Here is a 21606-nt window from a genome sequence, read left to right as displayed (position 1 = left end):
TTTTTTCATCTTCCTAAACGGCCATTTCGTAGCAGACAAAATTGCTGGTAACAAAAGCGTTTTTTGTATGTGTGAATTTATGTTTTTACTTAGTGCGTACCTGCAATAAGCGCATTTATGGTGCGTTGATCGAGCGCGCTGTTGTTTCTGCGGTCCAATGCGCCACCAGTATCCCAAAAGAAAGGCTTAAGACCAAATTGAATAGCCTGTTTGGTTACATAGGTATTCCAATAATCTACCGCATCATTATGTGTTGCCTGATCTAAAGGAATATTGTTAGGACCTCCCCGGCGGTAAGCGCCATACTCACCAATTATTACAGGGATTCCTCTGTCTATAAATTTAGATTTCATCAGGCCGAACACTCTCGTGTGCTCACTTTCTTCTCCCCAGGTTGCGTTACGATCAGGTTGAATAGTGGAGTGGTGCCCTGCGCCCCAATAGTAAAACATCCTACCCCAGCTGGCATCTTCTCCTAAGATTGTAAATTGAGCAGGCGTGTAGTTATGTACTTCAACCATCATGCGATTTGGAACCTGATCGGTAGGAAGCGTATTCATCAAATTGTTGGTTTTATCCATGTCAGTGCCTGGCCCCTGAACTACCAGTACCCGGTAACTGTTCCTGCCACCTGTTGCACGAACCGCATTGACAAATGTCTGGTGGTAACCATTAAGTATTTCCATTTGTTCCGCATTTTCGGCAGGAGGTTCATTGGCGCTCGCAAACATCAGATGCTCATCAAAATCCCGCATTGTGGTGGCTATCTGTTCCCAAAATGCCTTTTGCTTAGCGTTAACTGAGTCTTTCTTTATCTGATTGATATTATGATCCAACCAACCACCATCCCAGTGGATATTGAGCAAAACGTACATATCGTTATTTACACAATATTGAACCACTTCTTTCACCCTGTTCAACCAGGCCGGGTCAATTTGCGCCATTGACCGATCGCTTAAATGATGCCAATCCCAGGCACAGGGAAGCCGTACTGCATTAAAACCGGTCTGTTTTAAAAATCTTACGTACGATTCTGTGATCTGAGGGTTGCCCCAGCCCGTTTCGCCGCCAGGTGATTCCATTGTATTACCAATGTTCCATCCCAAATGCATTTTCGCCGCTAGTTGTACAGCCGTACTGGTCATACCCGTTTCATCCGGCGCTTTGGGCGACGTATTGTACGAGGGATACAGATCGCTTATTTGCGAAAGTATAACCCGCCTGGCCTGGCCATTGTCTGAAGTTATAACCAGCGTGGCATAACGGGAAGTTCCCGTACTATTGGGTACTACGGTTAATTTCAAAGCTGTACTGCCATCATTTCCCGTTGTTTGGTTTAATTGTAACCATGAAGAAGCGGGATTACTAATGCTCCATTTACTATTACTGGTAACTGTTAAACTGGAGATGCCTCCTTCTGGCTGAAAAGTGACTTCAGACAAAGACACACTGAGTTCAGGCTGAACTTCTTCTTTCTTTTTACAGGATGAAGTAACCACTGTTATCAGAAGTAGCAATACTAAGAAGAATTGCTGTGCTTTAATTTTTGTTTTCAAGGGATGATTCATTGATCTGATGTTTTATTGATTTTAAATTTTAGGAAGCGACGTTAGTGCCATAGGCGTTTTTGTCGGTTAGATAAACTTGGTTAGTTTCAGATCTTCATTTCAGTTAATTTGGCCATAAGGATCAAAACTAACCGGAGATGCGATGCTGAGGTAGATCAAATGTTTCTATTTGAGGAACAAATGTTAACCTACAGAGCTGAAGACCCCTTGATCCGTTTTTACTCTTCTTTAATAATCACGACATCCCAGGGAGCAAACTGAATTAATCCGTTTTTTTCAACCCTTGTGTTGGCTAAAATGCTTTTACCTGTTTTATACGGGTATTTAAACTCCATATTTTTATCTGAGAAGTTATAGTAAAAATGAATGGCTTTTCCTGATGTATCAAAGGCATGTTTAACCTTCAGTTTTTCCGGCAGATCTTGGTCAGTCCCAATCAATTTTAACGCTTCAAGCGAATTCCGCAGGACTTTCTTCAATACTTCAAGTGAGACCACTGTTCCAAAATAGGTAACCACTCCTTTACCGGCCTCATTCCTTGTGATGGCCGCATATTTTCCAAAAAAAGGATGATCATAAGCAGCAAGCGTTTTTGCCGTGGTTGGCACGATAAATTCAGCCCACTGTTCCGCAAAGTTCTTATCACCGACTTGAAATGGATCTGATTTTAAAGGGATACGATCACGAAGGTTGGAAAACTCGCTGTAGGTAAAGCCACAAATTTCACTTAATGCTCCCGGCATTACCTGATGACGAATTTTGGAATTCTCATCTGCAAAGCCACTTTTGAAATTGAGCATTAAATGGCCGCCATTTAACACATATTGATTCAGCTGCTGCAATAATTTATCAGAGGCAATATAAAGTGGTGGCACGATGATCATATCATACCTTTCAAAGTCCTTACCGTCGGGAAATACAAAATCAGCTTCAATATTCAAGTCATAAAGGGCTTTGTAAAAACGGTTATTGATTTTAAGGTAAGCATCGTTACCACTTTCATATGGTCCGTTGACAAACCCCTCCATGTTGTTATCAAAACGCTGCTGGATCAATCCATTTTGTGAATCAATACTGTATAAAATGGCTACCTTATTTCTTTTGGTAAGGTTTACGAGTTCTTTTCCTACTCTTGCCCTTTCGTTTCCAATACGGCTAACCTCGTTATAAATTCTGCCTGGTTTTAAATCGTGCGGTAAAATACCCCTCCAATACTGTTCAATCCCGGTATGAAGCGAATGCCAATGCCAGTAAGAAATCAGGTTTGCCCCACTTCCGATATGTGAATAAAAATTTAACCGGAGTTGGCCATCATAGGGAGGGAACTGATCTGCTGAGTTCCAGCCAATCGATGCTGCATTGGTTTCAGGAACCAGGTAATTGCCAGGTTTGAGAGATCTGGCGAAACTTCCAAATAGGGAAATCCTTAACCCATCGGATTTATCCTGATCGTAATGATAGATGTTCATACCAGGATAATCTATAAATTGTGCAATTGTCCGCTCATCGATATCATTGCGGAAAGCTCCAGGATGGTCGTGCATGATAAACTGATGGCCGCCTTTATATTTTTTTACCAGGTCAGCCTGTCTTTCCAAAAATTCGGTGGTCATATTTTCCTGAAATCTGGACCATTCTAACCTGTAGTTGGGATGCATAAATCCATCCACAGGCTGCAATTCATCCCATTTTGTGATCGCCTGACCCCAATAATTTAATCCCCATGCTTTATTAAGTGAATCAGGACTAACAAATTTCTTCTTTAAAGATGCTAAGAAACGACCAAATACGGCTGCGCCAGAGGCCCCTTTGGCATGTGTCTCATTATCTAACTGATAGCCAATCACCGCCGGATTATTTTTGTAATGATCTACGATTTGTTTGATGATCTTTTCACAATAGACCTTAAAAACCGGATTGGAAAGATCAACATTTTGTCGCATCCCGTATTTCTGCTGCGCTCCATTCTCGTTAATAACGGTTATTTCCGGATGCTTCTTATAAAGCCAGGCAGGAATGGAATAAGTTGGGGTACCCATTATTACTTTAATGCCGGCTTTATGCATCTTATCAACAACCCTATCCATCCAATCGAATTTGAAAACGCCCTCTTGCGGTTCCCACAACTGCCAGGTAGATTCTCCCAGCCTGACGAAATTAATCCCTGCTGCTTTCATCAACCGAACATCTTCATCAAGCCGTTCGGCAGGTAAATATTCATGATAATAAGCAGCACCATATAAGATATCATCGAACTTATAGGTTTGTGCTATGGCAACGGGCTTTAATGAAAAAAGAAGGATTGTAATGACAATTCTTCTGAAAATCTGACTGAAATAATGCATGAACTTATAAATTGATTTTACTAATAATAAGGTATGTAGCCGAACAGCTTTTACCTTATTGGTTACCCATAGAAAAAAGAGGCTGTCCAACCTTATGTGATGTGACAGCCTCTTCAACTTATTTAATTTTAACGATTCGCAAATTATCAACAGCGCCGTAAAAGCTGGCTGAAGAAGTGGTATAGTTATGTATATACATGATGCACGATGTATTTCCGGATTCACCTGTTAAATCGGCAATTTTGGTTAGTGAATCCCCCATACCCTCGCCAAGCTCAGGATGTGATGCACGGAACGATGTTAAAGGAATAGTTACTGTTACCCATCCTTTTGTACTGTACGGTACCGTGGTCGTAGCGTTTATTCGCCATGGCTCCCATCTGGCCATATATCCACCTACTCCACTTACTATATTAACCGTAGTACCTTTCCAGGTTTTTGGGATACTTACTTCAAATTTAAATGCCCAATGGCTAACCGTGTCGGCAATATTGGCTTTTGGCACCCACTGTATTGCATTCATGGGTATGTTAGTAGTCCAGGGCCATCCGTCCTCACTGTGCAGCCCATCAATATCCAACACAAAATAGGTGCTTCGATTGCCAGGGAAATTAGGATTGTCTTTAGTTTCTTTACCAGCACCCCAGCCCTGCCAATTAAAATTGCTATCCCAATTTGATATGGAGCCTGTTGCTACATCATTTACATGGTACACAGTAGTAGCCGTGCCAAACTGTGTCGTAACCGATACCGGTCCGCTTTGCGTTAGCGTTGGCAAAACGAATCCAACATGACTCCCATTACTGGATGATACAAATGAAGTAATCGTGGTGCCTGCAAACCTTAGCGTTTGAATACCTTTAAGATAGGTACCATAAACATAAACCGAATCACCCGGGTTGGCATTTTCATTGGTAATGCCTGCTATGACCGGGGTCGCAATTATTTTATGATTCAACACGCCGCTTTTGGTGATTATTGATATCCGATCGTCGGTCGTTGCAGCCGGCATCAAAAATCCAATAGAATTCCCGCTGGTGTCTAAGTTAAAGGATTGAATTGGGGTGCCCCTATACGAAAAGCGTTGAACAAAAAACAGGTCTTTTCCATAAACATAAACAGAATCGCCTGGATTGGCATATAAATTGGAAATTCCCACAAAGGTAGGCGCTGCCGGACCTAATTTAAAAGAAAACCTTGTGGAACCTGCTTTTGTAGTATACTCTACAATATAGAGTTTAGCGGTATCAATTTTTGAAAACTGCATGTCAGGTATTCGCACCACGGCACTGTTAGGCGCAAATAAAGCACTGTTAAAAGGAGCAGATACACCATTGAAACTTATTTGCGTAGCATTCTGCAAATTATTTCCGGTTATTACCACAAATTGCCCGTTTGGCGCAGCACTGTGCAAAACGGTATCATTAGGCGAGGCTACATAACTCTTAATACTCGAAATGACTGGAGCAGAACTGCTTTCAGTATCTTTTTTACACGCAGGTAATACAGCCACTATCATTAAGAAAAGCAGCAAAGAGTACAAGGTTAGATATGATTTTATTTTCATAACAATATCTTTTAATTTTTTTAATTAATAATATGGTACCGGTGGTTCTGCTAATTTAGGGGCCGTGGTTAGCTCAGATGACGGAATTGGCAACGTAAATGAAGCGATAGTTGCCGGAAGCGCGGACGGTAGCGCAGTGGTATCCCTTGTAGCTATTTTCGTTACAGGGTCATAAGTAAACGAAATCCGACCGTGAGTGGCATCCTGATCATTAAGAAACTTCACAGCATTAGCCGGATCGTAATAAGAATACCGAACAAGGTCTATCCAATATTGTCCTTCAAAAGCAAGTTCAACTCTTCTTTCAGTACGTAAGGCAGCAGGGGTCAGCACAGTCACCTTATCCACGCCGGCCCTTCTCCGCACCTCATTGAAATAGTTTAGCGCATCAGCATCGCTCGTAGTCGTATTATTGCCCAAAATAGCTTCGGCATATACCAAATACACATCGGCTAATCTAAGAATTGCATTATGTTCGATAGACGACCATCCATCCATTGTTGGCGAGTTATTGTCTTTTTCGTTGCCAATAACGTGTTTTTTCAGGCCCGTACCTGTCGCCTTAAAACCACCACCGGCTTGATTCAATTCGGGATAATGATCTCCGTTGAGCATAATGGTGGCTTTGCGCCTTACCGTATCCTTAGCTGAATACATCCGGTATAAATCATATGTTGGCTGTAAGGCTTGCCATCCACCTTGTCTTTGAGGAAGGACTTCCGTCGATGGCGAAAAATAAAATTGTAAAGCATTGCCATTTCCATAACCCACACCTGCGGCCCATTGAAGGGAAAATAGTGCTTCCGGGTTATCGTTGTTTTGCGCCTTGAAAAGATCATAATAACTAGGAAACAATGACAAACCACTATTTTTACACACATTGCCCGCATACTTTTTGGCACTGTCAAGCAAGGCCTGGTCGCGGCTGCCATTTTTGCCTAAACCCGCCATCGTCAAATATGCCTTGCCCAACATTCCTTGTGCCGACCATGTAGTTACCCGGCCTTTTTCGTCTGTTTTGGGAAGGTGTTGGGCCGCGTAAGTCAGGTCATTAGCAACGAATTTATAGACATCCGAAACAATGTTGCGATTGAGCAGAGGGTCTTTTATCAGTTTGCTGTTATCTTCAATAATTGGCACTGCACCCCAATATATCGCCAAATGATAATAAGCTATGGCACGAACAAATTTTGCCTCGGCTGTGGCAGCATTTTTATCTGCTTCTGAAATGGACGGATCAGCGTGCTGTTGTATGGCACTGATAACCGTATTACATTGCGCTACAGTGTTGTATAACCCAACCCAACCATTTGTCACAAGACCATTTTGTGCGGTAACGGTGCGCGTAAAAAGCTGTACGATATCGCCGCTGTACAGAAAGCTGCCGGTACCGCTCAATACATCGCCAAGCGGTATCAAGGCGCCATTGTTCCATTGCCACCAGTGTGCACCGCCGTAAAGGCTTGCAGTAGCCAATCGCAAATCTGCGGTGGTTTTATAAAAATTGTTAGAACTTATCTGCGAGTTGGACGGACGGTCCAAAAAACTCTTTTTACATCCGACAATTGCTGCTGCACATAGCAGGATGATGATAATTTTGTTAATTAATTTCATAAACATATGTTTTTAATCGGTGATCGTTTTATTATTTCAAGGCTATGTTTGCACCAATAGTAAATACTCTTGGCTGTGGATAATAACCGCTGTCCCAACCTGCCTGAAGCGGATCCCATGAACCAATTTCAGGATCCATGCCTTTATATTTTGTAATTATAAATACATTGGATACATTGGCATACACCCTAACCGAACGCACAGATATTTTTGATAAAAGACTTTCTGGCAAGCGGTAACCTAAAGTGATATTTTTGCACCGCAGGAATGAACCATCCTCGATAAACAAACTATTAGGACGGTTATTACCGTTGGTATTATCGTTTCTCAACCCTACAACTGTTGTATTTGGGTTGGTCACATATACGTTGTTAACATCGGATGGAGAGCCGTTGGGATCTACCAGGCCCAATCTTGCATAATTTAATACCGATCTAAAATAGGTAGTATGATTTTGCGGATCGGTTTGCGGTATAGCCATTTGATTGAATACCTTGCCGCCATAACTGCCACTGAAGAAAACATTCAGATCTAAATTTTTGTAGTTAAATGTATTATTGATACCATACTGAAATTTGGGGATCGGGGAACCCAAAAAGGTTTGATCTTTTGAGTCGATAATACCGTCGCCATTCAAATCCTTGAACATACGGTCGCCGTACCAGATACCACCGCCCGATTGAGAAATCGGATAAGGCTTACCGCTTGGGTCAGCAGGCCGGGCATGGTTTTGAAAATCTTCTGGAGTTGCAAAAATACCATCAAATACATAGCCATAAAATTCGCCAATGGGCCGGCCCACCATCGTTTTTTGAATGATATCGTTAATCACATAAGATTTCTTACTCAGGTTAGCATCAGTTCCTCCTGCACCTAAGTAAGTCACTTTATTGTTATTCCGCGATACAGTAAAACCAGTTTTCCAAATGAAACTTTTACCATTGATATTGGTAGAATTGATTTGGATGTCAAACCCTTTGTTGGTTATCGAGCCGACATTGGCAAAAGGCGCTTGCATGGATCCTGGCCCATAGCCCGCTACAGAACCAGAGTATCCTGGAAGCGGCACCTGTAATAAAAGGCCTTGTGTTCGGCGGTCGTAAGCTTCTAATGAAAAACTTAATCGCCCATTCAAAAGCGTTCCGTCAAGCCCGGCACTGTAATAATCAGTTTTTTCCCAGGTCACATCCGCGTTTGCCAAATTGTTTTGAAACTGAGCTATGCCTGATAGCCCATTGGCTATTGTTTGAAGCTGGGTTACAAAGGTATTACCCGGTATGCCCTGGTTATTGGTAAGCCCATATCCAAGCCTTAGTTTCAAATCATTTATACTCTCCACACCTTTCAAAAATGCCTCGTTTTTAATTTTCCAGGCAAATCCACCTGAATAGGTAGTCACCCAACGATTGTTGGACGGAAAATTTGAAGAACCATCGTTACGTATATTGGCGGTGAACAGGTATTTATCATTCCATGAAAAATTGATCCGGCCAAAATAAGATTCCTGTGCAGAGCCTCCCTTAGGGTTTGATAATGAATTATTGCCGAAGTTTGTGGCCGTGGTAGCATCGCCGCCACTAATTGCCTGCACATTGTCTGAGGGAAAATTCCTTCGTGCACCGCCAAGATTTTGAAAAGTGCTCTCCTGCGATTCATGCCCTGCCAAAGCATCAATATGAAATTTTTTGAAATTATAGTTGTAAGTTAGAAAATTGCGTATTACAACATAAAAATTTTGACCGGCGCTAGAGGAACCGAAGTTAGGACTTTGAGTACCTCTGCCAAAACTATAAATTGGCGAATACCTATCTTCTGTATTAAAATCGAAATTACCCGATAGCTCATTTCTCAGCGATAACCCTTTAGCCAATTGTATTTCGGCATACACATTTCCGAATATCTGATTTCGCTTTCTTAAGTCTTTGATAATTTTTGCCAATGCCACCGGGTTGGCAACAGGTTGTACCCAACCGTTGGGATTGGTAACCCCGCCCCAGGAACCGTCGGAGTTGGTTACCGGAACATCAGGGGTTAGGCTTAGCGCCGTACTAATTACATTACTGGAGGTTGCGTTTACTTTTTCATCAACATGCGCCAACTGAAGACTCGTCCCTATTTTTAGCCAATTAGTGGTTTTATTGTCCAAATTCAGCCTTACCGAGTATCTGGTAAAATCAGATCCAATAGCTATCCCTTCCTGGTTAAAATAGGAGGTTGACAGTAAATATTGGGTTCTGTCATCCCCACCATTTACAGTGAGTGTGTGATTCATCTGCGGAGCTTTCCGGAATAATTCTTTTTGCCAGTCGGTACCCTTACCTAAATATTGAGGATTGGCAAATTCGGGTCTTTCATCAAAGCCCCAGACAGCGGCCCGGTCGTTAATGAACGTGGCAAGTTGTGGCAAATCTACTGTAGGGAGTCTCTTAAGTATTTCCTGGTAACCGGCATAGAAATCATAAGTTATCTGTGGTGCCCCAGCTTTCCCCCTTTTTGTAGTGATCACAACTACGCCATTGGTTGCCTGCGAACCGTATATGGCTGTTGCCGAAGCGTCTTTCAATACATCTATTGATTCAATTTCGGCAGGATTGATGGCATTTAATGGATTAGAGCCACTACCGGGATTGTTTACCGGTGGAATAATAATACCATCTATTACATACAGTGGCGAATTAGAGCCACTTATTGAAGACACACCACGTATTTGGATAGACACGCCGCCTCCCGGCTGGCCCGATACCTGTTGAACCACAACCCCCGCAACTTTACCCTGCAGGGCCTGGTCAAAAGTAGTTGGCTGGGTTTGGCGTAAGTCGTCTCCCTTGATTGAGCTTATTGAGCCTGTAACATCTTTTCTTGCTACCTTAGAATAACCAACAACAACTACTTCATTCAGATTTGTATTGTCTACACTTAATACCACATTAATGACACTGCCGCTACCTACTGCGACCTCCTGTTGTTTAAAGCCCATCATTTTAAAAACGAGGACATCACCAGTATTTGCCCGTATTAAAAACCCTCCTTTTTCATTAGTAGATACGGCTGTATTTTTATTCTTCACCTGCACTGTAGCCCCCGGAATTGGGGCAGAATCACCTGCTGATACGATCTTCCCTATAATTTGCCGCTCCTGAGCATACCCCGTTAAGTGCAGGAGCACGATTGAAGTTACCAACCACAAAAAAATTGGTAATTTCCTGATAGAAATTGTTTGATTCATATTTGATTTATTTTGGTTTATTTGGTTGTAGTTATTGCTAACCATTGGATTAGTTTTTATAGAAAGAGTATGTTTAGTCCTTTCCTTTCTGGCAGAGCATTCAGGCCCGATAAGAAAATTGAAGAAACTAGAAAAACTTAGACATATTTTGCTCGGATTTATAATTAATAAATGATTTCAACATTTGCGAAAAGGTTGGTTTTATCAAATCTCCCTGCGATTTGATCGGTTTATTATTGGTTAGGTGAAAATCAAATATAGGCCCCGATTAAGCCCAGGAATGCTTCAAATGATAAAGAGAAGAGTACTTATGTTAACCTAAAATAAACGTCTCAGATCTACAGTTTTGACCATAAAATCGATACAGCATCACAATTGGAGCATATTTTCATAATGAACGCCTTGCAGGTTGGATTGGAGAGCTCACCTAGGTTGATAATCTTAAGGCATCGGATATTGACCGTATTGAATTCATAAATGGATGGTATGTCCACTCATATTAAAAGCATTAATTAATTTGGTAGTTTGGGAGCATTGCCCTTTAATGAAAATGCCGGATCGGTAACTCAAGGGTTACACGATCCGGCAAGAATTTAGTTTACTATTTACTTGTTATAATAAGGCGTAAAAAGCTGAAAACTCTCAGCCCTGTCACGCATCACTAAGGTATCTGCAAACACATGGATAGATGCGCCGAATTTCACCTGATAGTCGAGATATAGCACATCCCTTTTTTTATCTCCCCACATGTCGCCGTTTTTAACATACTTACCCTTTCCGGTAACCGTATAATTTACGGCTGCCGGGTTTGTGAGGGTACTATTACCCTCATTATCAAATTTGAGTACCAGCTGAAAAGGAAGATCCAGATTACCTTTGGACTTGCCTCTAAGTGAGATTAAAACTTCGTCCATCGATTTGGTGGCTACTGTTGATACGACCTGATCATATTCTACATATTTCTGGTGGTATACTACTGTGGTGTCCGGCGATTTTTCAGTACCTCTACGCAAATAAATCGCATCCCATGGGTTTTTATACTTAACTGCAAACAGGATGTAATCTTTCGGAGCAGTTGACCAGTCTGTAGGGATCAGGCGGTTTCGGCCAGAACCACTACCTGCTACACCGTTTAAAATAGAATCGGCATTCATAACTTTCGTAATCCGCAAGGGAATAACATAAGTGATTTTAGCAGCCAGGGGATCAGCAAAGAAAGCATCGGTTAATTGTACCTTTATTTCTCCCATCATTGATCCCGAAGGAATCGTAACGGTCATATCTGAAGGCAGCGAATAGTAATTTGATGGCATAGGCAACACCTGGTCGCCGGTTGCACTTTCCAGTGTCAGATTGTTAGAAAGTGAATTGTCAACAATTACATCTAGCTTACGGTCCTGCTTGTTGCTGTACACCCCACCCATTGTGGCATATATCACACATTGATGTGCGTTGTCCAGCGTATTGTCAGAAACATAACTCGTCCCCAGCACAATCGTTCTTACCGGGTATTGATTTGCAAAATAAACCGTGGTAAATTTATAATCCGGGAATTCTATATCACTATTTCGACATGAAGTCAATAGTGAATATCCTATAAGTAATACAAAAATTATTTTTTTCATTGATTTGTAAATTAGCTATCATTAAATATTACCAACCGGCATTTTGAATTAGACCCCATTTCTGCACTTCACTATCAGGTAGTGGGCCAAAAAGCATGTAATCATTGTACAGTCTCGTTTCTACGGGGTTAACCACGGAGCTGCCATCAGGATTAATGGTTATGCCTTTTGCCGGTTCGGTCAGCGGTTCTTTCCATCGCCTTAAATCCCAAAAACGGAATCCTTCAAAACAAAGCTCCAGGCGTCTTTCGTTGTGGATGAGTTTTCTCATATCCCCGGTACCCGATATAGAGGAGAGGAAATTGTCTGGCTGCGTAATTCCTGCTCTGTTGCGGATGGCCGCTATAACCTCTCCGGCAGAATAATTATGTGAGCCTTTGCCGTTAGGACCCCAGGCTTCATTAGCCGCTTCGGCATAAGCTAAATACAACTCTGTATAGCGGATATACGGCACATAATGCTTTTGCGTATTTGAATTTGCCGGGTCAACGCTCACATCTTCACGGAGCAATTTCCGCATATAATAACCGGTACGTGTTGAGGTGGGAATGGCATTCAAACCATCATCGGTGCTCCCTTTTTTCGTATAAATGATGCTGCCTTTAGATCCTTCCTTACTGCCGTTTACCACCACATACAAGCCCAGACGGGGATCGCGACCCGCATTGGGATTACCAGGATTGTAACCGCTGTTGGGATCATTAATAGGATAACCATTGGCCATAGGGAAGGCATCAACAAGATTTTGTGTGGGATTGACACGGCCATTTCCATATAGCGTAGGTGGGTAATTGTCCTTCTCCAGACTGTTTGCATCACTCACGTTTCTCCGCCATAGCATCTCTCTGGGATTCAATCCTGCAGAGAGTCCGTTTATTTCGCTTGCATTGCTGCTTGCATACCAGAGGTGACCATTTCCTGCAATACCCGATAACCCGCCATTCAAATCGAGAACCGCAGCGGCATCATCAGCAGCTTTTGCCCAGGTAACCGTTGTGCCTCCCGTGAAAGCGGGACTCGCGGCCAAAAGGGAAGCTTTCGCACGAATACCTTTCACGATTCGCGTGGTCATACGTTGGCGGTTGTATGCACCAAATACGCGATTGTAGTCCGCAATGGTAGTTTTACCGGCATATTTTGCCGGAATCTGGCTTACTGAGGCAATGTTCTCAAAATCAAGCGGCAAATATTGCTCCGCCAAGTCAAGATCCTTATAAATCTGTTGCACGCATTCTTCAAAAGTATTACGTGGCACCCTAAAATCAGACTTACTGTCTTGTGGGGCGGTAAGAATGGGCACGCCTAATAAACTTCCTCCCACCCAGCCAGCATGGGCCTGTAACAGATGATACATAAACAAGGCCCGCAGTCCATATGCCTCTCCTTTTGTCCGGTCATTAAACATTTCTTTGGTATACTGGCCGGTAGTGGCCCAGGTGACCCTGTCTGTTTCCGCCAATATTAAATTGAGGTATTGAATAGCAGCAAACGCCGCCGTCCACTGTTCCATCGGATTACTTAATGACGACCATTTCCCCGTTGCCATCAGCCGATAGGTATTGCTGGGATCATTGGAGACTGCATCATCGGTTGCTACCTCAGTGAAAGCATAATTTCCTCCGGGCAGCCTGACATAACCATTAAGCAGCAGACCCTCTGCAAATGCAGCGTCATTGTATATCTCGCTAAGATCACGGATATTTTCATCGGCAGGGGACAAAATTTTCTTACACCCTGAAAAAAATATAACCGATATCAATATAAAAACCAATTTCCTTTTCATATAAATTTAATTTGTGATAATCAACTTTAAAAATCAGCTTTAACCCCAAGATTGTAGAACCGTGTTTGCGGAGTTGAACCAATGTTCAATTCCATCACCGCTCTTTCTTTGGCAATCGTTAGCAAATTGCTGCCACTGGCATATATGTTTAATCCTTTTACGAAAGAATTCCTAAGTACCCTTCCCGGGAAGCTATAGGTTAACTGAACTTTGGAAAGATTAACCCGGTTAGTGCTGTAAGTCCAAAAATCAGAAGTCCGAAAATTATTATCACTCCCAAGGGTTGACAACCTGGGGTAAATCGCTGTGCGCTTTGTCTCCTCGGTCCAGCTGTCCCGAACAACCGCAGAATATTTAGTGGCACCTGAGACCCAGTAATAGCTGTTACTTTTAATCGAAGTCCCTCCAAATGATCCTGTTGCCAGGACAAACAGTGTAAAATCTTTCAATTGGGCGGTAACATTCATCCCTCCTGTGAAAGGATTGGTCCAGCGGCCAATCATTACTTCATCTCTGTCATCGATCACGCCATCCTGATTCTGATCTTTATATTTAATGTCTCCGGGCCTGTTTACCCCGAACTTTTGTGAGGCGTGGCCAGCAATATCGTTCTGGCTGGTAAAAAGACCTTCACTCACTAAACCAAATATGGCGTCTGTTGGCTTACCAGCCCTGTTTCTATACAGATCTGCGTATAACTCATCTCGTTTGAGGGCTTTTGTCGTTACGTAGGTACCTGCTACACCCAGGGTTAGTTTAAGATCTCCTAATTTTTCATGAATATTGAGCTGGATATCTCCTCCCTTATAGCTATTTGCACCAAAATTTGTATAGGGCACAAAGGAGGTCGCCGGAAAAGAAGTTAAAAAATAGCTGGGAAACAGCGAGTAACTCTGTACAGGGATTCCATCTTTTTTAATTAAGAACATACTCGCGCTGAAATCCAGTTTGTTTTTGAATAAAGCGCCCTCAATTCCCAGATTGACTTCCTTTCTCCTGGCGTAGGACAGGTTTAAATTCTCACCACGTGAAATTGTGGTGGCCTGATTGACATAGGTCCCATCCGCCCAGGAGAAAAAAGCGGTAGAAGAATAAACGGCATTATATAAGTAGTAATTTCTGATATCGAAGTCCAGATCAGTATGGATAATACCTGCAGATGCAGTCAATTTCAAACGGTCAACCACCCCTGAATTTTTCAGGAAAGCTTCTTCACTTAACAGCCATCCTAAGTTCACTGTAGGGGAAAAGGCTACACGTCTGTTAGGCGCTAGCCTAGTCGAATTGACAACAGCTCCACTGAAGTCAGCATAGTATTTATGATCATAGTTATAAGAAAATTGTATCCCAAGATTACTGTTTGTCCGGTATTGATAATCACCGGTCATGCGGCGCTGAAGGCCGGATGCGACTAAAATAGCGGATAAGTTATGCTTCTGCTTGAATGTGTTTTTATAATCCACATGAAAATTAAAATCGATCAGCTGATCACTCAGCGTATTGGTTAAGTTCTGGGTTCCGGTTTTACTGTCTTTATTAAACAAGGTCAGCTGAGTTATCGAATCGGCAGCACTGCTCCAGGTTGGAACATACACCGCATAGGTGTTGTTGACAGATTGATTATAGGTATTCGAATAATCAATGCTTACCTGGCCATGGAAAGATAGTCCTTTCAATACGCTTTTGAGGTCAACATCTATCCCACTGGTGTATTGAAACTGACGGCTCGTAAAGATGTTATAACCTGCAGCGTACGCATCGGCTATTGGATTGGTCAGGTATTGTTGGGTACCGCCCAGCAGATATTTTCCATCTATAATGTTGCGGCTGCCCCCTACCAGGTTTTGAGCGGCCTGGGCATTTCTTTCAATTAAGCTGATCGGGATCAACGGGGCAAAACGCTGAGGCTGAACAACAGCAGCCTGTGCCCAATAATCTCCTAACGCAGTTCTGTTGTTCGCAAACACCGTAGACACATTTATATAGGTGCTAATGGCATTGTTTAACTTCAGGTCAATGTTGCCACGTATGTTAAAGCGTGAATTTTGTTCATTCTTGCCTTCTCCAAAATTGAGCAATGAATTTTGACTTTGGAAACCAGCGAACGCATAAAAACGTGCCCGATCAGTACCTCCGGAGAACTCCCCGTTACCGGAATAGGTATTGTACACTTTTCGCAGATAATCTGAGGAGTAGTAATCCACATCAGGATAGCGGTACAGGTTAGCACCCGAACCATAATTTTTTATTGTGGCATCGTCATACATAGGTGCCAGACCATCATTTTTAGACGCCTGATTGTAATAAGTCATGTATTCCGCCGACCCTAAATATTCCGGGTAGGATTTCGGCACATTGATTCCGCCATTCACACGTATGTTCGATTGACGATCTCCAGCTTTACCACGCTTACTGGTTATTAATATTACACCGTTAGCTGCACGGCTTCCATATAAGACCACAGCGCTGGCACCCTTTAAAAAAGAGATTTGTTTGATCTCATTTGTCGTAATATCGTTCAGGGAACGGGGTACTCCGTCTATTAATACCAGGGCTGTTCCGATATTCCAGAGGTTACTGCCACCAATAAATGCCTCTGCGCCCTCCAACGGATTAGTCCCATAGTGCTTTTCCAGGTATGAGGATGGGTTTAATACGGAAATCGCGCCGGCCAAATCTTTAAAATCTACAGTTCGGTAAGCGACATGAACTAAAGAATCGATGCCGGAGGTGTCTGGTACTCTCTCTATAGTTTGACCTACAGCTCCGAATATAAACCCAAGGCACATCCCACATGAAACCAATATTATTTTTATGTATTTCATTATTTTTCCTTTTTAAGCTTTAAAAACTATGCTTTTAATAACCCGGATTCTGACCGAATGAAGGGTAAAGCGTTACATCGTTTATTTTCAGTGGTAGCCAATAATTTTTATCTTCAAACTTGCGTGTTAGCAGTATCGTCTCCTTTATATTAATTGGCTTCCCGTTGGGACCGCGATCAAAATCAATAGAAGTCTTTTCTCTGTATTTAAGTTCTCCGGCAAGGAGCCAGCGGCGCAAATCATTGTAACGGATTTCCTCTTCAAAACCAAGCTCCATTGCACGTTCCCGAATGATTTCACTCATGAATTTCGAGTTGTCTGAAACATATTTCTGGGCAACATCTCCCGCATTGCTGCGCCTTCTTATTTTATTGAAGGCTTCCTCAGCAGTGATATAATTTGGCCCATTGCTCTTGCCAGAGCCATATCCCTGTAAAACAGCTTCTGCATACATGAGGTACACATCGGCCAGGCGCATGTATGACAGATGCATATAATTGTTAGGAAAATTATCTACACTATTTGCAGTCATAGGGGTCAATTTCCGCAGTAAATACCCCGTCCGGCTTGTTGAGGAACTGTTGCGGCTGTGTCCGGTGTTCGATAGGTTAGCATACCGGTATTTTTCTTTATCTGCCGGAGCGGATCCCTTAATAATCTGATCGCCGTCAATGACGATGTCATTGTAGAAACGCGGATCCCTGTTGGTCCATGGATCTGCAGGATTGTATCCGGATTCAGGATCATCGATCGGAAGCCCGTTGGCCATCCCATAATTTTCTACAAAACGGGCGTTCGGAGACGAATATCCTCCTCCAATATTCCCTTCAACAAACACAGAACTCGGGCCCCATGGACATCCGGCAAACCAGGCACTATAAACGGGATTTTGGAAGATCGCTTCGGGAAATCCAGGAATAAAACTCCCACCGTTTGAATAGAAAAGCGTGCTGTACTTAGAGAAATCAACCAGTTTAACCCAGGTCTCCTGATTGTCGACCATTTTTAGCAACTCCGCAAATGCCTCAGCTGCTTTCTTGCAATAATCAGCATTGAACATTGCTGCACCTGTCGATGCTTTGTTCATCAATGGGCTACCTGCATATAAGTAATTTTTGCCTAAATAGCCCAATGCGGTTATTTTGGTAACCCGCAATTGATTTTTGCCTAAGGTGGTCTTACCTGCAGTTGTTTTATCCCAGTCCAGGGGTAATAATTCCGCAGCTTCCTTAAAATCCTTTGCGGCAAGCTCAGCTGTTTCCTGATAATTCAGGCGGGGCAATTCCAATTTTGAGCTGGCGGACAATACCTCATTAACGTAGGGAAGCCCGCCCCAGTAAGTCATCAGTTCAAAATGGAACCAGCCACGAAAAAACAACAACTGTCCTTTGATCAGATCCTTCTCTTCCTGGGTTCCGTTGAGCTTATCGAGATTAGCCAATCCTAAATTGGCCTTATGAATACCATACCAGGCATTGGGCCATAAGCCTTTTCCAAATCCACTGCCCTGATCGGAATTGTAACTGCCTGCATCCAGCCAGGAAATCCATTCGGCAGTTGTCCAGGACCAGGAATCCCCGTTATCGAACTGTTCATTTAACCAGGTTACGCCGGTCTTATGTACAATTTCGTCACCCAGAATCCAGTTGGCCGCCCAGGTCTTACTGGTAAACTCCGGCACACAGCTGTAAAGTTCTTCGGTGAAGCCCTGAAAATTATTAAAATTAATGAAAGCATCTGTCGGCGAAATATCGGCGCCGGGTGCTTTATCCAGATATTTTTTACAAGAAACCAGTCCTACTATCGCAAGAAAGACAAAAAACTTAAAAAATAGATTTGTGTACTTTTTCATATATACAATAGTTAAAAAGTGATGTTACAACCAAAATTAATACGTCGGACAGTGGGGTAAGCCGTAGATGCCCCATTGTCAACTTCGCGATCATCGGGCATTTTAGTCCATAACCATAGGTTATTGCCATTCACATAAACCCGCAAGGCACCCAGGCCCATCCTTTTTAACTGGGAAGACTTGAAGGTGTAAGCGACTTCCGCAGTTTTCAGTCTGACGTAGGATCCATCATATAAATAGGTAGTTCCATAATAAGGCATTTGAGAAGCATACCTGGGCATGGTCACATCGGCATTCAAATTCTCCGGACTCCAATAGGAACCTTGTTTATACACATTGTCGTAATGGTCCTGCCCGGAGAAACTCACCAATTGCAGGGAGCGATTCGCGTTGCTCACCCCATAGAACTGAACGAAAGTGCTAAACCCCTTCCATTCAAACCCTAACGTTGCATTATAACTATTCTGTGGACGCTGAGGATACCCATAAGGAACAATGTCCTCATTGTCAATAATGCCGTCCCCATTGTAGTCCACCATCTTAAGGTCGCCCACCAGTTTCTGGTTGTTGTTGGTATTGAGCTGGACAGTACCATAAACCTGGTCCCAGGTATTGGCATATCCATTACTTAAATAGGAATAGGTCTGACCAATTTGTTTATCTGCTCTTTTTAAATAATCATCCTTTAGCTGAGGATCGTCCGCTTCAATAATCTTATCCTTAGCATGGGTCATGCTAAAGTTACCCCACAAGCGTATCCCATTGGTCAGCACTTTATTCGCACGGACCTCGATCTCATAGCCTTTGTTGCGAACAATGCCCAAATTAGCTGTAGGTGGCCTGACGCCAAAGTAAGAAGGCACGGAACGGCTTGTCCCATCCAATAAAATACCAGTACGATAATCACTAAAGACATCCACACTACCCGATAAAAGATCACCGAATAGGGAATATTCGATCCCATAATTGGTCTTTGTGACCTTCTCCCAATGAATATCCGGATTACCAACACTGGTTTGGGCTTCACGCCACCAGGTATAAGGACTATATTGATCACTGGACGATCCCAGAGGTGTATTTCCTCCATAGGTCCATGTCGTAGCATAGAGCCAACGATTTGCAATGTTGTCATTACCCACCTGACCACGGGAAACACGAAGTTTCAGAGTATTAATGAAGGTCAGGTTTTTCATGAAATTTTCCTTACTGACCATCCATCCTGCAGCTGCTGAGGGAAAGAAGGCAAATCGGTAATTGGGGCCGAATTTCTCAGAACCATTGTACGCCCCATTGAATTCGGCAAAATATTTGAGCCCGTAATTATAGGTAACCCTGCTCACCCAGTCTTCGCGAAAGTGTTCAAATTCACTGCCGCCAGCATATTTATCCCTACTGAATAACCCCATTGCAGTGACTGCGTGACTGCCAAATGATCTGTCATAATCAACCACCGCCTGGTAGAATACTTTACGAAATGTTGAAGCATTCTGCACGGCATCAGTATTAGTGCTCCAACGGGAAGGTATCCAGTCAAATTGGTTCGTTCCTAAGTACTGGCTTAACGTTACTTCCCCTGTGACCGGGTTAATATACTGTTGTTGAATGGCACCATTGTCATAAATACCTCCCTGGGATATAAATGAGTTATCAAAAGAGAAAGTCCCTTTCGCGGACAGACCTTTTAAGATCATACCTAAATCCTGTTTCAAGGTAAAGTCCGTATTAATCCGGGTAGTGGTGGTTTTGCGGACACCATTGTTTGCCATAGTGGCCAGGGAGTTTACCGTTGATACCTGTTCTTGCGGATAGTATCCCCAGCCCCCATTGGTATATTTGGGATAATAGATATTTGGCGCATTGCTGTATATGCTTTGCCAAATCCGGTATTCCCAACTGTCTTGTCCCCAGGCGTCTTGTTTCACTCCATATGAGCCTGCAAGGTTCGTTGTCAGGACCGTAGTTTTAGTTAAATTAAAGTCCAGATTACTACGGACATTGATACGGTTAAATCCATATCCGGGTTCATATGATTTCCCATTGTCTAGTTTTTTAATGATATCACCTTCTTTTAAAAAATCTATCGCTGTAAAATATTTTACGAAAGCCGTACCACCGGAAACATTTGCACTCCCATTATAAGACATTACAGAATTCTTGATCAGCTCATCCCCCCAATCCACGTTCGGATAACGTTCTGCTTCTGCCTGGCTGCTGGGATTTCGGTATTTCTCCAATTCAGCTGAGGGCACATATTTACTCCAGGACGACGGAGAAAGGCCCAGTTCATGCTCAATGGCCAGATTCCGGATTTTTATGGCATCGTATGAATCGTATTTGCTGGCCAGCAAGGAAGGTATTTTCATAGTGGCATTGCCGGTAAAACGGATATCTGCCCTTCCTTCTTTCCCTCGTTTGGTGGTGATCAGGATTACCCCATTGGCGCCCTTTACCCCAAATACTGCTGTCGCAGATGCATCTTTCAAAACTGAGATGCTTTCCACAGAACCCACATCAACACTACTCATAGACCGTTCGATACCATCCACTAAAACCAGTGGATCACTGTTGTTCCATGTGCTCTGACCACGGATGAAGATTTTGGGATCTTCAGCGCCTGGCGTTCCCTGGGTTGCCACAGTAATAACACCCGGCAAATTTCCTGTTAATGCTGCTCCAAGACTCGAAACACCACCGGCCCGTTCCAGCACCTCCCCCTTTACTTGTGTGATCGCCCCGACTACGCTTTCTTTTTTCTGTTTTCCATAGCCCACGACGATTACTTCATTTAATGCCTTATTATCATCCCTCAATATAATCGCAACATTACTTTTGCCGGTAACGTTGACCTCTTGAGTCTCCATACCGACATAAGCAACCACAAGGGTTGTCATTCCCTGACCAAGTTCGATTGTGAAATGCCCATCTAAATTTGTTAGTGCTCTTGTATTTGTACCTTTGACGGTAATTGTTACACCAATCAGCGGTGTTTTTTGCAAGTCAACAACGGTGCCTTTGACTACCCGTTTTTGTTGTGCATTGACGGCATTGGTCAGCAGAAAAAAAACAAATATCGAAAAGCAAACTTTTTGTAATAATGCTAGTCTGAAAAATTTGACAAGACAGCCATGATTACACACTTTTGTGTATTTTTCCATTATTTAAAATCATTTAAGAGGATTTAATTTTGATTATTAGGTCTTC

The 21606-nt window shown here is 42.8% G+C and carries 10 protein-coding genes; all 10 read right to left on the bottom strand.

Annotated elements, in window-relative coordinates; genetic code table 11:
- Positions 1-89: 89 nt before the first annotated feature.
- The gene (locus tag AC6CH7_RS24225) at positions 90-1568 is read right to left on the bottom strand and encodes a cellulase family glycosylhydrolase (RefSeq protein WP_498265162.1); all 1479 of its coding nucleotides are present in this window, start codon (positions 1566-1568) and stop codon (positions 90-92) included.
- 218 nt (positions 1569-1786) lie between these two features.
- Positions 1787-3913 (bottom strand): beta-galactosidase, encoded by a 2127-nt coding sequence (locus AC6CH7_RS24220; protein WP_498265161.1) that lies wholly within the window; start codon positions 3911-3913, stop codon positions 1787-1789.
- 118 nt (positions 3914-4031) lie between these two features.
- The gene (locus tag AC6CH7_RS24215; RefSeq protein ID WP_498265160.1) at positions 4032-5480 is read right to left on the bottom strand and encodes a glycan-binding surface protein; all 1449 of its coding nucleotides are present in this window, start codon (positions 5478-5480) and stop codon (positions 4032-4034) included.
- A 24-nt stretch (positions 5481-5504) separates the two neighbouring features.
- On the bottom strand, positions 5505-7094 hold the full coding sequence (locus tag AC6CH7_RS24210; RefSeq protein ID WP_498265159.1) for a RagB/SusD family nutrient uptake outer membrane protein: 1590 nt from the start codon (positions 7092-7094) through the stop codon (positions 5505-5507).
- Positions 7095-7125: 31 nt separating this feature from the next.
- Positions 7126-10320: a SusC/RagA family TonB-linked outer membrane protein gene (locus AC6CH7_RS24205; protein ID WP_498265158.1), complete on the bottom strand. Its 3195-nt coding sequence runs from the start codon at positions 10318-10320 to the stop codon at positions 7126-7128.
- 605 nt (positions 10321-10925) lie between these two features.
- Positions 10926-11945 (bottom strand): DUF5627 domain-containing protein, encoded by a 1020-nt coding sequence (locus tag AC6CH7_RS24200; RefSeq protein ID WP_498265157.1) that lies wholly within the window; start codon positions 11943-11945, stop codon positions 10926-10928.
- Between the two features lie 28 nt (positions 11946-11973).
- The gene (locus tag AC6CH7_RS24195) at positions 11974-13728 is read right to left on the bottom strand and encodes a RagB/SusD family nutrient uptake outer membrane protein (protein ID WP_498265156.1); all 1755 of its coding nucleotides are present in this window, start codon (positions 13726-13728) and stop codon (positions 11974-11976) included.
- Between the two features lie 26 nt (positions 13729-13754).
- Entirely contained in the window at positions 13755-16553 is a 2799-nt protein-coding gene (locus AC6CH7_RS24190) for a SusC/RagA family TonB-linked outer membrane protein (protein ID WP_498265155.1), read from the bottom strand.
- Between the two features lie 34 nt (positions 16554-16587).
- Positions 16588-18405 carry a RagB/SusD family nutrient uptake outer membrane protein gene (locus AC6CH7_RS24185; protein ID WP_498265154.1) on the bottom strand — a complete coding sequence of 606 codons (1818 nt, stop codon included), beginning with the start codon at positions 18403-18405 and terminating at the stop codon, positions 16588-16590.
- 11 nt (positions 18406-18416) lie between these two features.
- Positions 18417-21560 carry a SusC/RagA family TonB-linked outer membrane protein gene (locus AC6CH7_RS24180; protein WP_498265153.1) on the bottom strand — a complete coding sequence of 1048 codons (3144 nt, stop codon included), beginning with the start codon at positions 21558-21560 and terminating at the stop codon, positions 18417-18419.
- Positions 21561-21606 lie beyond the last annotated feature (46 nt).

The sequence above is a fragment of the Pedobacter sp. GQ55 genome (assembly GCF_059758925.1).
Note: the sequence above shows the minus strand (reverse complement) of the source record. Positions and strands in the feature narration are given on the sequence as shown.